General features: G+C 75.3%; 10 protein-coding genes and 1 pseudogene. 8 read left to right on the forward strand and 3 right to left on the reverse strand.

Translation table 11 applies throughout. The features are described 5' to 3' along the window. Positions 1-53: 53 nt before the first annotated feature. The gene (locus tag E4N63_RS22760) at positions 54-1,256 is read right to left on the reverse strand and encodes a LuxR C-terminal-related transcriptional regulator (RefSeq protein ID WP_230241575.1); all 1,203 of its coding nucleotides are present in this window, start codon (positions 1,254-1,256) and stop codon (positions 54-56) included. Positions 1,257-1,662: 406 nt separating this feature from the next. Here E4N63_RS22760 and E4N63_RS22770 point away from each other — a divergent pair. The 3 genes and pseudogenes from E4N63_RS22770 (at position 1,663) to E4N63_RS22780 (ending at position 3,842) form a co-directional block, all read left to right on the forward strand. Further along, positions 1,663-2,825 (forward strand): annotated as a pseudogene (locus E4N63_RS22770) (S8 family peptidase). 217 nt (positions 2,826-3,042) lie between these two features. After that, entirely contained in the window at positions 3,043-3,366 is a 324-nt protein-coding gene (cutA, locus tag E4N63_RS22775; protein ID WP_230241578.1) for a divalent-cation tolerance protein CutA, read from the forward strand. Further along, positions 3,363-3,842 (forward strand): gamma-glutamylcyclotransferase family protein, encoded by a 480-nt coding sequence (locus tag E4N63_RS22780; protein WP_230241579.1) that lies wholly within the window; start codon positions 3,363-3,365, stop codon positions 3,840-3,842. The genes cutA and E4N63_RS22780 overlap by 4 nt, the downstream gene beginning before the upstream one ends. A gap of 51 nt (positions 3,843-3,893) precedes the next feature. Here E4N63_RS22780 and E4N63_RS22785 read toward each other — a convergent pair whose 3' ends face one another. Then, positions 3,894-6,005 carry a molybdopterin oxidoreductase family protein gene (locus E4N63_RS22785; RefSeq protein ID WP_230241580.1) on the reverse strand — a complete coding sequence of 704 codons (2,112 nt, stop codon included), beginning with the start codon at positions 6,003-6,005 and terminating at the stop codon, positions 3,894-3,896. A 183-nt stretch (positions 6,006-6,188) separates the two neighbouring features. Next, positions 6,189-6,818 carry an ElyC/SanA/YdcF family protein gene (locus tag E4N63_RS22790; protein ID WP_230242605.1) on the reverse strand — a complete coding sequence of 210 codons (630 nt, stop codon included), beginning with the start codon at positions 6,816-6,818 and terminating at the stop codon, positions 6,189-6,191. A 445-nt stretch (positions 6,819-7,263) separates the two neighbouring features. Here E4N63_RS22790 and E4N63_RS22795 point away from each other — a divergent pair, with 445 nt between their 5' ends. The 5 genes from E4N63_RS22795 (at position 7,264) to dnaG (ending at position 14,018) form a co-directional block, all read left to right on the forward strand. Beyond that, positions 7,264-8,307: a sirohydrochlorin chelatase gene (locus E4N63_RS22795; protein WP_230241581.1), complete on the forward strand. Its 1,044-nt coding sequence runs from the start codon at positions 7,264-7,266 to the stop codon at positions 8,305-8,307. A 145-nt stretch (positions 8,308-8,452) separates the two neighbouring features. After that, positions 8,453-9,880, forward strand: a complete 1,428-nt coding sequence (locus E4N63_RS22800) for a deoxyguanosinetriphosphate triphosphohydrolase (RefSeq protein WP_230241582.1) — start codon at positions 8,453-8,455, stop codon at positions 9,878-9,880. Positions 9,881-10,100: 220 nt separating this feature from the next. Beyond that, complete coding sequence (locus tag E4N63_RS22805) at positions 10,101-11,378, forward strand: FAD-dependent oxidoreductase (RefSeq protein WP_125625763.1); 1,278 nt, start codon at positions 10,101-10,103, stop codon at positions 11,376-11,378. 118 nt (positions 11,379-11,496) lie between these two features. Further along, positions 11,497-11,958 (forward strand): GNAT family N-acetyltransferase, encoded by a 462-nt coding sequence (locus E4N63_RS22810; protein WP_125625762.1) that lies wholly within the window; start codon positions 11,497-11,499, stop codon positions 11,956-11,958. A gap of 134 nt (positions 11,959-12,092) precedes the next feature. Further along, positions 12,093-14,018, forward strand: a complete 1,926-nt coding sequence (gene dnaG, locus E4N63_RS22815) for a DNA primase (RefSeq protein ID WP_125625761.1) — start codon at positions 12,093-12,095, stop codon at positions 14,016-14,018. Positions 14,019-14,020 lie beyond the last annotated feature (2 nt).

A 14,020-nucleotide genomic window follows, 5' to 3' on the forward strand; every position in this document is an offset into this window, starting at 1 on the left:
CGGTCGAGTGCGGACGCTTCCACCGGCCCGTCCCAGCGCTCCGTCGGCGCCCCTCAGTCGACCAGACCGAGGTGGGCGGCGCGGACGCCGGCCGCGAAGCGGCTCTCCACGCCGAGTTTGTCGACCAGTTGGGTCATCAGGCGGCGCAGGGTGCGTTCGGAGATGCCCAGGCGGCGGGCGATGCTCTCGTCCTTGGCGCCGGTGGCCAGGAGGGCGAGCACCTCGCGTTCCCGGGGGGTGTAGTCCCTGGCGGTCTGCGCCCGGTCGGTGGAAGGGCCGGGGGTGTGCGGGGAGGCGGCGGCCCAGCTGTGCTCGAAGACCTGGACGAAGCACGCGGCGATGAGGGAGCCGTGCAGGGCGACGTCTCCGCGGTCGCGGTCGGAGCCCAGGCCGGCCCACATGACGGTGAGTTCCCGGTCGATGATCAGGAGGTAGAGCGGAACGGAGGCGGCGACCCGGACCTCGGCGCCGGCCTCGGCCACGCTCTCCACATAGCGGGCCGCGCCCGGTCGGCGCAGCGCGCTCGCCGAGACGAGCAGCCGGCAGGCGGCGCCCCGGGCGAGCAGCCGGAGATCGGTGACCAGGCTCTCCTCCAGCACCTCCGGCTCGGGGAAGGTGGTGCGCATGGCCAGCAGTTCGTGCCGGGTCAGGGGATGGAACTCGTCGACGCGTTTGCGCAGTTGGTTCCGGTCGGTGAAGAACTCGACGGGCACGGTGTCGTGTCCGTGCAGCCGGGGAGGCGGCAGCAGCCGCGCGACGTCCTCCACGGCCCTGAGGTCGCGCTGCAGGGTCGTGCAGGCGCTCAACAGCCGTTCCCTGTGCTCGGACAGCAGTTCGGTGATGGCGCGCTCGGGTGAGCTGACGCCCGCACGGGAAGGATGGAGGAGACGGCGCTCGGTGAGCCAGCGGGCCACGTCCTCGGGCAGGGCCTCGGCTGTGGCGTCGTCGGCGCCGCCGGGGCCTTCGGGTTCCGCCCCGTCAGGCTCCTTCCCGTCAGGCCCGTTGCCGCCCGGGCCCGTCCCGTCCGGACCCGCGCCGTGCGGCACGCGGCCGGCCGGTGCCGTCCCCGGTGCGTCCGGTGCGGCGTCCGCCCGCTGCCGTACCGTCAACTGCCGCAGCAGCGCGGCATAGGCCGCCCGCGCCCGGGCCTCGGTGCCGCCGTCGGCAGGGGCGGGCGCGGCGCCGGGCGGGCGCTGTCCCCGTCCGGTGCGTGGGGCGTCCGACCGGCCGGCGGGCCGGTCTCCTCCGGCAGACATGTGCATGACGATAGGGCGCCATGCCGCCTTTGCCAAAAAGTCGGACGCCCTGCACCGGTGAGCGGTGACTGGCCGGGACCGGCCATGCCTGATCCGGCCGGGGTCAGCTCACGCCAACCGGCCTTAACGTGAGCCGCACAGCGCCGGGTCACCGGCGGTCCGGCGGTGTTCCCCAACCCTCCGGAACCGCCGACCGGCGTGCCGCGCCGCGCACGTTTTCCGGGAACGTGCGCGCCGCGGCGGCTCTTCCGTCCGTACGCGTGCCCGAGCCGTACGGGCGGCCCTCCGCCGTGCCACCCCAGCACGGACGCCTGCCCGGACTCCCACGGTCCGTACGGGTGCCGGAGGCCTCCCCACAGCAGCGGCGGCCACCCCTGCCGCCGCGAGACGAAAGGGTCTCTTCGCCATGAAGCGTTCCCACATCGGCGCACTGCTGCTCGCCGTGCCACTGGCCCTCACCCCCACCGCCGGCGCGGTCGCGGCCCCCGACGAGTCCCCGCCCCGCTGGTCGCCGTCCAGCAGGCCCCGCAGAAGCTGGAAGTGACGGGCAGCTACATCGTCACCCTCAAGGCCGGCACCAAGGCCAAGGACGTGGCCAGGGCCGAGGGCATCAGAACCCGGCACGTCTACTCCAAGGCCCTGAACGGCTTCGCCGCCAAGCTCACCCCGGCGCAGCTCACCGAGTTGCGCGGCAACGGATCCGTGGCCGCCATCGAGGAGGACCAGCGGATCACGGCCGACGCGACCCAGTACAACGCCCCGTGGGGCCTGGACCGCATCGACCAGCGGAACCGCCCGCTGAGCGGCAGCTACACCTACAGCCGCAACGGCTCCGGCGTCACGGCCTACATCATCGACACCGGCATCCAGACCTCCCACCCGGACTTCGGCGGCCGGGCCCGCAACGTGTTCGACGCGTTCGGCGGCAACGGGCAGGACTGCCAGGGCCATGGCACCCACGTGGCCGGTACGGTCGGCGGCAGCACCTACGGCGTCGCCAAGGGCGTGCAGCTCCGCGGCGTCCGGGTGCTCAACTGCTCGGGTTCCGGCACCACCGCCGGGGTCGTCGCCGGATTCGACTGGGTCCGGCAGAACGCTGTGAAGCCCGCCGTGGCCAACGCCTCGCTCGGCGGCGGCTACTCCTCGGCCATCAACAACGCGGCGACCAACCTCGCCAACTCGGGCGTGCACCTCTCCGTGGCGGCGGGCAACGAGAACCAGAACGCCTGCAACGTCTCCCCGGCCAGCGCCCCTGGAACGATCACCGTGGCGGCTTCCGACAGCTCGGACCGCAAGGCGTCGTTCAGCAACTACGGTTCCTGCACCGACCTCTACGCCCCCGGCGTGTCGATCACCTCGACGCGGATGGGCGGCGGCAGCACCTCGATGAGCGGCACGTCCATGGCGTCCCCGCACGTCGCCGGCGTCGCCGCGCTCTACAAGTCGGCCTACGGCGACGCCTCGTCGTCCACGGTCAACAGCTGGATCACCTCCAACGCCACGGCGAACGTCATCAGCGGCAACTACAGCGGCACCCCCAACCGGCTGCTGTTCAAGTCGAGCCTCTGACCCGGGGCCCCGGCCGGCGCCGCCGCCGCTGACGGAACCGGCGGCGGCGCGGGCCGCGGCGGGACCGTTCCCCGTTCCGTCCCCCGCTCCGCACCCGTGGCCGGCCACGGGAGCGCGCGGAGCGGGGGCGGGCGCCGTTGTTGCGGCCGGTCCGGTCCCGCCGGTTACGGTGCACCGCACTGGGTGAACGCACCGGGAGCACGAGGAGGACCCCGCCGTGGCCGAATTCCTGACCGTCATGACGACCACCGACAGCGCCGAGAAGGCCGAGGCCCTGGCGCGCGGAGCCGTGGAGGCGCGGGTGGCGGCGTGCGCGCAGATCAGCGCGCCGGTCACCTCCGTCTACCACTGGGACGGCGCGGTCGAGACGGCCCGCGAGTGGCAGGTGCTCTTCAAGACCGCGAGCGTCCGCTTCGGCGAACTGGAAACCTACATCCGGGGCGCCCACGACTACGACGTCCCCGAGATCATCGCCACCCCCGTCACCCAGGGCGGCGCCGACTACCTTTCCTGGATCGCGGCGGAGACGTCGTCCCGGTGAGCCCTGGGGAGACCCGGCCCGCTCCCGGGGACCGGCGTGCGCGGCTGCCCGTCTTCGTCTACGGCACCCTGCGCCCCGGCGGACGCCACCACACCCGCCTGCTGCGCGGCCGGACCGACCACGAGGAGCCCGCCCGGCTCCCGGGCGCCACGCTCTACGAGGGGCCCGGTTTCCCGTACGCCGTCGAGGAGCCGGGCGGCGAGGTCCACGGCCACCTCATCGCGCCGCGCGCCGCCGACTACGGCGAACTGCTGGCCGGGCTGGACGCCTTGGAGGGCTACACGCCCGGGGAGCCCGCCACCTTCTACGAGCGGTGCGCGCGGGATGTGCTGCGCGCCGACGGGCGGGCCGTGCGCGCCTGGGTGTACTTCGCGGCCGAGCCCGTGGCGCGCGGGCTGCGGGCCACCGGCACCCGGGTCCCCGGCGGCCGCTGGCCGCCCGAGCGTGCGGAGCGCGGCGGCTCAGCGCGCGGCTGAGGCCGGCGGCCGAGTCCGGGCGCGGCCCGGGGCGGCGGGGGAGCCGCTCGGCTATGGCCCGTCCGCCGCCTCCACCCGGACCGCGCAGACCTTGAACTCCGGCATCCGCGAGGTCGGGTCGAGCGCCGGATTCGTCAGGGTGTTCGCCCGGCCCTCGCCCGGCCAGTGGAACGGCATGAAGACCGTGTCCTGCCGGATGTCCCGCGTCACCCGGGCCGGAGCGACCGCCCTTCCGCGCCGCGAGGTGACCGCCACCGCCTCGCCCTCCGCGACGCCGATCCGCTCGGCCAGCCGCGGATGCAGCTCCACGAACGGCCCGGGCGCGGCGGCGTTGAGCTCGGCGACCCGCCGCGTCTGCGCTCCCGACTGGTACTGGGCGACCACCCGCCCCGTCGTCAGGTACACCGGATACTCCCCGTCCGGCTCCTCGGCGGCGGGCCGGTGCGTCACGGGGACGAACCGGGCCCGGCCGTCCTCCGTCGCGAACCGCTCCAGGAACAGCCGGCGCGTCCCCGGGTGCCCCTCGTCCGGGCAGGGCCAGAAGACGCCGTCCTCCTCGATGATCCGCCGGTAGCTGATGCCGGAGTAGTCCGCGGGGCCGCCCGCCGACGCGCGCCGCAGCTCCTCGAACACCTCTTCGGGATCGACCGGGAAGCCCTTCTCCCGGCCCATCCGCCGCGCCAGCCCGTGCAGCACCTCCAGATCCGACCGCACGCCCGCCGGCGGATCGACCGCCTTGCGGCGCAGGATGACCCGGCCCTCCAGATTGGTCGTCGTCCCCGTCTCCTCGGCCCACTGCGTCACCGGCAGCACCACGTCCGCCATCGCCGCCGTCTCCGACAGCACCACATCGGCCACCACCAGGAAATCCAGCGAGGCGAACCGCTCGGCGACATGCGCGGCGCGCGGCGCGGACACCACGGGGTTCGACCCCATCAGCAGCAGCGACCGCACCTGACCGCCCAGCGCGTCCAGCAACTCGTACGCGCTGCGGCCCGGGCCCGGCAGGGACTCCGGATCGACACCCCACACCCCCGCCACATGGGCGCGTGCCGCCGGGTCCACCAGCTTGCGGTAACCGGGCAACTGGTCGGCCTTCTGGCCGTGTTCGCGCCCGCCCTGGCCGTTGCCCTGGCCGGTCAGGCAGCCGTAGCCGGACAGCGGGCGCCCGGCGCGGCCCGTGGCGAGACAGAAGTTGATCCAGGCGCCCACCGTGTCGGTGCCCTTCGACTGCTGCTCCGGGCCGCGCGCCGTCAGCACCATGCCGGTCTCCGCGCCGCAGAACATGTCCACGGCCTCCCGGACCGCCGGCAGCGGCACGCCGGTGATCCGCTCCACCAGCTCCGGCCAGTGCGCCATCGCCGCCGAGCGGGCCTCCGGCCAGCCCGCCGTCCGCTCCGTCACGAACTCCTCGTCGACCCGGCCCTCGGCCACCACCAGGTGCAGCATCCCCAGCGCCAGCGCCAGGTCCGTGCCCGGGCGCGGCGCCAGATGGAGATCGGCCTGCTCGGCGGTCCGGGTGCGGCGCGGGTCGATGACGATCAGCTTGCCGCCGTTCTCCCGCAGCTCCCGCAGATAGCGCAGCGCGGGCGGCATGGTCTCGGCGAGGTTCGAGCCGACGAGGATGACGCAGCCGGTGCGGGCCACGTCCTCCAGCGGGAACGGAAGACCCCGGTCCAGCCCGAAGGCGCGCTGGTGGGCGGCCGCCGCCGAGGACATGCAGAAGCGGCCGTTGTAGTCGATCTGCGAGGTGGAGAGCGCCACCCGGGCGAACTTGCCCAGCGCGTACGCCTTCTCGTTGGTCAGCCCGCCGCCGCCGAACACCCCGACGGCGTCCGGGCCGTGGGCCGCGCGGGTGCGGAGCAGCCCTTCGGCGGCCCGGTCCAGCGCCTCGTCCCAGCCCGCCGGCACCAGCTCGCCGTCCCGGCGCACCAGCGGCCCGGTGAGCCGCAGCCGCGGGTCGAGCACGGCGGCGGCGGTACGACCCTTGCCGCAGAGGGCACCCCGGTTGACGGGGAACGCCTCCCGCTCCACCACCTCGGGCACCGCCCCGGGCCCGCCCGGCCGCAGCCCCATCCCGCACTGCAGGGCGCAGTACGGGCAGTGGGTGTCGACGGCGGTGCGCTGGGGCGGGGCGGCGGCTGCCGGAAGCGTGGCACTCATGCATGCCAGCCTGCGCCGCCCTTGTTACACCCCGCTCCCCGCCGGGTTACGCGCCTCGGACGGAGACCTCAGCGCGGCCGGCGGGCCGCCGTGAGGTGCTGGGGCGCGACGCCCCTGGTGGGTCCTCGCCGGTGCTCCGGCCGCCGTGCCCGCACTCGCGCGCGTGCCGGGTCCGCGCCCGCCCTACGGCGCCGGCGAGTCCGGGGACTCCGCCGAGGCCAGGGCCTCCCGCACGCCCGGCTCCCGCGGGCCCAGGAAGTGCGGGTCCGGGCGGACCGCGGCGTCCAGCGCGGCCTTCGCCGCCGCGAGGACCTCCCGGGCCCCGCCCGCGTACCAGGTCACGTCGCGTCGCTCGGCCACGCCGACGCCGTACGCGTCGAGGCCCGCCGCCCCGCACAGCGCCAGCGCCCTGCGGATGTGGAAGCCCTGGGTGACGAGCACCGCACGCTCCACGCCGAAGATCTTCTTCGCCCGTACGCAGGAGTCCCAGGTGTCGAACCCGGCGTAGTCGCTGACGATCCGGCCGTCCGGTACGCCGCGCGCCGTGAGGTAGGCGCGCATCGCGTCGGGCTCGTCGTAGTCGCGGGTGCTGTTGTCGCCCGTCACCAGCACCACCCGGACCGTGCCCGCCCCGTACAACTCGGCCGCCGCGTCGAGACGGTGGGCCAGATACGGCGACGGTGTGCCGTCCCGCAGGCCGGCGCCGAAGACGACGGCCACCGGGGCGGGCGGGACGTCCGCGACGGTCCGCACCCGGCCGGAGCCGGCCGCCGTCATCCACGTCATCGGCAGCAGGCCCAGCACACAGCCCAGTACGGCCGCTTGGACGCACCGTCGTCTGCCCCGGACCGAACCCGGGAGGCGGGGACGGAGAACCGGGGCCCGGGATCCGCGGGAACCGGGAGGGGCGGGACCCGGCCGCGGCGAGCCCGGACGGCGCGGGGTCCCGCTCTCCCCGGTCCCGCGTTCCCGGTCCCCGGTCCCGCTCTCCCCGTCCCCTGGAGATCCTCCGCCCGGCCCCGTTCCGCCTTCACCGCACCCCGCTCTCTCGCCGCCACCGGCCAAGCCCCGCACAGACGTACGATCACCACAACGCCCGGCGGGCGGGCACCGGTTCCCTCCGGACGAACGCCGGCCGCTCCCGCGCCCGGGCGGCGGAAGTGCCCCTCACAGATCCCACCTGCGCCGGTGAAGCAGCGGAAACCAGGCGTCATCACGGCGCAACGGCACGGCAACGAGCGCCCGGCAGACTCGTCGCATGACGGCGTCGACCCCGCACCCAGGCCCCCACGGCCGCTGCCCCGGCCCTCTCGACCTCGACAGCACGGCGCAGCTCATGCACCGGATCGGCAGCCGGCTCGGCACCGCCCTCCACTCCATCGGCGCCCGCGGCGGGCACCCGTACCCCGCACCCCGCCGCTCCGGGACCCGGCCACCCGTCCTGGTCGCCGTGGCGCACGGCAGCCGCGACCCCGGGGCCCTGCGCACGGTCACCGCGCTCCTCGACCGGGTCAGGGCGCTCCGCCCCGGTCTCTCCGTCCTCCTCGGGCACATCGAGCTGAACGAACCCCTGCTGCCGGAAACGCTGGCGGAGACGGAAGCCACCCTCCGGACGGGCCGCCCGGCCGCTCCCGGCGCGGGCCCCGGTGCCGGGACCGGGACCGGCGACAGCGGCGCCGCCGCCCACGGCGCCGTCCTCGTGCCCCTGCTGCTCAGTCGCGGCTACCACGTCAAGCACGACATCCCGCAGATCCTCGCCGACTCGGCCCCCGCCCTGCGGGCCGTCGTCGCCGCGCCGCTCGGCCCGCACCCCCTGCTCGCCGAGGCGCTGCACGCCCGGCTGACCGAGGCGGCCGGCGACCCCCGCGGCCCCGAGGGCGGTCTTGACGGCTATGACGGCGTGGTGCTGGCGGCGGCCGGATCGCGCGATCCGGACGGGGCCCGCGACACCGGCCGCACCGCGCGGCTGCTCGGCGCACGCCTCGGCGGCATCCCCGTGGTCCCGGCCTACGCCTCGGCCGCGGCGCCCACCGTGCCGGAAGCGGTCCGCGAGCTGCACGCCCGGGGCTGCCGCCGTGTGGCCGTGGCCTCGTACTTCACCGCGCCCGGGCGGTTCGCCGCCCTCTGCGCGCAGGCCGCGCCGGACGGCCTCGCGGCGGCCCCCCTGGGAGCGCACACCGCGATGGCCCGCCTGGTCCTGCACCGCTACGACGAGGCGCTCGCCGCCGCGGCACCACCGGCGGCCCGGACCTCTCCGGTCCGCGCCGCCGGCCCCGGTCCGGGCTCCGCCTCGGCCGCGTGACCCCGGGCCGGCCCGCCCCGACGACCGGGGCACCGCATGGCCTGCCGCCCGCCGGCTGCCGCCCGTCGCCCGCCGGACCGCACGCGGGCGCCCGGGCCCCGCCCGGCGCATGAATGCCGCCGCCCGCTGCGGATACGGTCACCGTATGAACGGCGAAGGCACACCAGCGCCCCTGCCCCAGGGGACCCCGGCGACTGCCCGGTCCCCGGCGGACCGGGGTTCCCCGCCCTCCCGCACCCCCGTGCCGGGATACGACCGGGCGGACGTCGAGCGCTGGTCGGCCGAGCCGGACAAGCGACCCGGCCGGACCGACTTCCAGCGCGACCGCGCCCGCGTCCTGCACTCCGCGGCCCTGCGCCGACTCGCAGGGAAGACCCAGGTGGTGACGCCCGGTATCGCCCAGGAGTCCGCGGCCGCGGGCGGCGCCGGAGCCGGGCCCGCCCGGACCTCCGCCTGGGACGCCAGCCCCCGCACCCGCCTCACCCACTCCCTGGAGTGCGCCCAGGTCGGCCGGGAGCTCGGGGCGGCGCTCGGCTGCGACCCCGATCTCGTGGAGGTGGCCTGCCTGGCGCACGACCTCGGCCACCCGCCCTTCGGGCACAACGGCGAACAGGTGCTCAACGACTTCGCCAAGGGCTGCGGCGGCTTCGAGGGCAACGCCCAGTCCCTGCGGCTGCTGACCCGCATCGAGCCGAAACGGTTCGTCCGCACGGACGACGGCGACCTGGTGAGCGTCGGCCTCAACCTCACCCGCGCCGCCCTCGACGCGGCCACCAAGTACCCGTGGCCGCGCGGCGCCCACCCCGCCGGCCCGGCCTCCCCGAAGTTCGGCGTCTACGAGGACGACCGGCCCGTCTTCGACTGGCTCCGGCAGGGCGCGCCCCCGCGGCGGCAGTGCTTCGAGGCCCAGGTCATGGACTGGTCCGACGATGTGGCGTACTCCGTCCACGATGTCGAGGACGGCCTCCACGCCGGCCACATCGACCCCAACCTCCTCCTCGCTGAGCCCGAGCGGCAGGACATCTTCCGGGTGGCGCTGGCCCGTTACGCGCCCCCGGGCGCCGAACCGGACGAACTGGCCGAGGCTCTGGACCGGTTGACCGACCAGGAGTGGTGGCCGCACGGCTACGACGGCTCCGCCGTGGCGCAGGCCCGGCTGAAGGACGCCACCAGCCAGCTCATCGGCCGCTTCTGCCTCGCCGCCGAGGGCGCGACGCGGGCGGCGTACGGCTCGGGGCGGCTGACCCGCTACGCCGCCGAGCTGGTGGTTCCCCGTGCCACACGCCTGGAGTGCGCCGTGCTCAAGGCGGTCGCCGACCGCTACGTCATGCAGCACCCCGAGCAGGAGCGCCTCCGCGCCGACCAGCGCGTCGTCCTCGGGGAGCTGGCCGAGGCGCTGAGCGCGCGGGCGCCCGACGGCATGGACCCGCAGTTCCGGGCGGAGTACGCGGCGGCCGGCGACGACCGGGCCCGGCAGCGGGTGGTCGTCGACCAGATCGCCTCGCTCACCGACAGCTCGGCCCGCGGCCTGCACGCCCGGCTCACGGCCCGGCCGGGCCCGCACGACGGCTGAGCGGCGGCCGGTCGGCGACGGCGGGCCGGACGGAGAACACCCGCCCGCTCCCCGCCCGGCCCCGCCCGCGACCGCCCTCATGGGTACGACCCGTGAAGGTCTGCCCCGCTCACGCCGCTTCCCCTTCACCCGGCACGCCCGTTGCGGGACGCTCGCTTGGGGCGGGACGCCCGGGGGACTATGAACACAGGCCCATACGCCGGTAGCGAGGAGGCATCACGTGGTCGACGCACATCAGACCTTCGTCATCGTCGGGGGAGGACTGGCGGGGGCGAAGGCGGCCGAGACCCTGCGGTCCGAGGGGTTCACCGGCCGGGTCATCCTCATCTGTGACGAGCGCGACCAGCCCTACGAGCGACCGCCCCTCTCCAAGGGCTTCCTCATCGGCAAGGAGGAACGGGACAGCGTCTTCGTCCACGAACCCGCCTGGTACGCGCGGGCCGAGATCGAACTGCACCTCGGCCAGTCCGCCGTCCACCTCGACCCGGCCGCCAAGACCGTCGGCCTGGGCGACGGCACCCGCTGCCACTACGACAAGCTGCTGCTCGCCACCGGCGCGGAGCCCCGCCGCCTCGACATCCCCGGCACCGGCCTGGCCGGCGTCCACCATCTGCGCCGGCTGGCGCACGCCGAACGGCTGCGCGGCGTCCTCGCCTCACTCGGCCGGGACAACGGCCACCTCCTCATCGCCGGCGCCGGCTGGATCGGCCTCGAAGTGGCCTCGGCCGCCCGCGGTTACGGCGCCGAGGTGACGGTGGTCGAACGCTCCGCCACCCCGCTGCACGGCATCCTCGGCCCCGAGCTGGGCGGCATCTTCACCGATCTCCACGCCGAGCGCGGCGTCCGCTTCCACTTCGGCGCGAGCCTCACGGAGATCACCGGCCAGGACGGCATGGTCCTCGCGGCCCGCACGGACGACGGCGAGGAGCACCCGGCGCACGCCGTCCTCGCCGCCATCGGGGCCGCTCCGCGCACCGCCCTCGCCGAATCGGCCGGCCTGGAACTGGCCGACCCGGCCTCCGGCGGCGGCATCGCCGTCGACGCCTCCCTGCGCACCAGCGACCCGGACATCTACGCCGCCGGTGACGTAGCCGCCGCGGCACATCCGCTGCTCGGCGGCCGGCTGCGCGTCGAGCACTGGGCGAACGCCCTCAACGGGGGCCCGGCGGCGGCCCGTTCGATGCTCGGCCGCGAAGTGGTCTACGACCGGGTCCCGTACTTCTTCTCCGACCAGTACGACGTGGGCCTGGAGTACTCCGGCTACGCCCCGCCCGGCAGCTACGACCAGGTGGTGATCCGCGGGGACGCGGGCCGCCGGGAGTTCATCGCCTTCTGGCTGTCCGCCGACGGCCGGGTGCTCGCCGGTATGAACGTCAACGTCTGGGACGTCACCGACAAGATCCAGCGGCTGGTCCGCGCCGGGCGGCCCGTGGACCCGTCGGCGCTCGCCGACCCCTCCGTACCACTGGGATCGCTGACGGAGCAGCCGGCCGAGTAGCTGCGGCCCCGGAGGCGGCCGGGGAGGGGACTGGCGGGGCGGGCCGGGAACCGTCCGCCCGGCGGCGCGACGGCCGGCGGCGTGGCCGGTGGCGGGAGCGCTGGAGTAGCGTCGCCCCATGGCGATCCCCACAGCCGTCACTCCGGTGGCGGAGATCTTCGAGCTGCGGTGGAAGGTGCTCCGCCCCGGCCTCCCCGAGGAGACCGCGGTGTTCCCGGAGGACTCGGCTCCCGGCACCTTCCACATCGCCGCGTACGACGGGTCCCGGGCGGTACGGGCCTGCGTCACCTTCTTCCCGGAGCCCCTCCCCGGCTCCGGCGGCCGGACGCCCGCCCACCGCTTCCGCGGGATGGCGAGCGATCCGTCGGTCCGGGGACGGGGCTTCGGCCGGGCCGTGCTGGCCGCGGGGATCGCCGAGGCCTGCTCGCGCGGGGCCGGTGCCGTCTGGTGCCACGGCCGCACCGGCGCCCGGGGCTTCTACGAGCGCGAGGGCTTCACGGTGGTCGGTGAGGAGTTCGAGATCGAGGGCGTCGGCCCGCACGTGGTCCTGACGAGGGCGCTCGGAGAAGGCGCGGACTGACGGCCGCCGGACGGCACCCCGCCCTCCGGCCCCGCACGGCCCCGCCGGGCGTGCCCCGGACGATCCGGACCGCGGGATCCGGCCGGAGAACCGGCCGGTCCGGGGTGTCGTAGCGCCACCGTAGACTTCACCGCGTGGCAGGCAGGATCAACGACGACGATGTGAAGGCGGTCCGGGACGCGGTCCCGATCGACGCCGTCGTGTCCGAGTACCTCCAGTTGCGGAGCGCCGGCGGCGGCAACCTCAAGGGACTGTGCCCCTTCCACGACGAGAAGAGCCCGTCCTTCCAGGTCAGCCCCAGCAAAGGGCTCTACTACTGCTTCGGCTGCCAGGAGGGCGGGGACACCCTCGACTTCGTGATGAAGCTCGACCACCTCTCCTTCTCGGAGGCCGTCGAGCGGCTGGCCGCCCAGGCCGGCATCACCCTGCGCTACGAGGAGGGCGGCTACAACCCGGGCCGCCAGCAGGGTGAGAAGATCCGCCTGGTCGAGGCGCACCGGGCCGCCGCCCGCTACTACACCGAGCAGCTCGACGGCCCCGAGGCGGAGATCGGCCGGAAGTTCCTCGCCGAGCGCGGCTTCGACCAGGCCGCCGCCGAGCACTTCGGCGTCGGCTACTCCCCGGCCGGCTGGGACCACCTCGTCCGTTTCCTGCGCGGCCGGGGCTTCACCGACAAGGAGCTGATCCTCTCCGGCCTCGCGCAGGACGGCCGCCGCGGCCCCATCGACCGGTTCCGCGGCCGGCTGATGTGGCCCATCCGCGACATCACCGGCGAGGTGATCGGTTTCGGCGCCCGCAAGCTCCGCGAGGACGACAACGGCCCCAAGTACCTCAACACCCCCGAGACCCCGCTCTACCGCAAGTCGCAGGTCCTCTACGGCATCGACCTCGCCAAGAAGGACATCGCCAAGGGCAGCCGGGCCGTCGTCGTCGAGGGGTACACCGACGTCATGGCCTGCCATCTCGCCGGGGTCACCACCGCCATCGCCACCTGCGGCACCTCCTTCGGCGGCGAGCACATCAAGATCCTCCGCCGGCTGCTGATGGACAACTCCGGAGCCGAGGTCGTCTTCACGTTCGACGGTGACGCGGCCGGCCGGAAGGCCGCGCTCCGCGCCTTCGAGGACGACCAGAAGTTCGCCGCCGAGACCTCCATCGCCATCACCCCCGGCGGTATGGACCCCTGCGAACTGCGCCTCGCCGAGGGCGACGAGGCCGTGCGCGGCCTGATCGACTCCCGCACCCCGCTGTTCGCCTTCGCGCTCCGCTCGATCGTCTCCGGGTACCACCTCGCCTCCGAGGAGGGCCAGGTGGCCGCGCTCAACGCGGGCGTGCCCGTGGTGGCGCGGATCAAGGACCGCAGCCTGCGTGACCGGTACGCCACCCGGCTCGGCGGCATGGTCGGCCTCACCTCCCCGGCCGAGGAGGAGGCCGTGCGCCGCCGGGTGCACGCCCTGGCGCGCAGCTACGAGCGCGGCGCGCCGGAACCGGCCCTGTCGGGCGCGGCGCCCGGCCGCGGTCCGCAGGGCGGCCGGGGCCGGCAGCCGGAGGCGCAGCGTCCCGCGGCGCCCCGGGGCCCGCGGCTGGATCTGCGCAGCCCGGCCCACCGCGTGGAGCGCGAGCTGCTCAAACTGGCGCTCCAGCGGCCCGACTTGGTCGCCCCCGTGTTCGACGCCTACGGAGCGGACGAGTTCACGGCCGCCCCGTACGCCACGGTGCGCGAGGCCATCGCCGAGGCGGGCGGCACGACCGGCGCGGACGACGGCTTCCTCACCCGCGCCCGCGAGGCGGCGCCGGACGACACGGTGCGTTCACTGATCACGGAGCTTGCCGTCGAGCCGCTGCTGACCCGCAAGGAGCCGGACGACTTCTACGCCGGCACCCAGCTCGCCGCCGTGCGGCTGGCCGCCGTGGACCGGCGGATCGGGCAGATCCAGGGCTCGATGCGCCGCTGCGAGGCCGGCGGCGACATGTCCGCGTACGCCTCCCTGCAGGAGGAGCTGTGGGTGCTGGAGCAGTACCGGCAGGACCTCCGGAACCGGGGCGCCGCCGCGCTCTGAGC

The sequence above is a fragment of the Streptomyces sp. MNU89 genome (genome assembly GCF_020982505.1).
GTDB classification, from domain to species: domain Bacteria; phylum Actinomycetota; class Actinomycetes; order Streptomycetales; family Streptomycetaceae; genus Streptomyces; species Streptomyces xinghaiensis.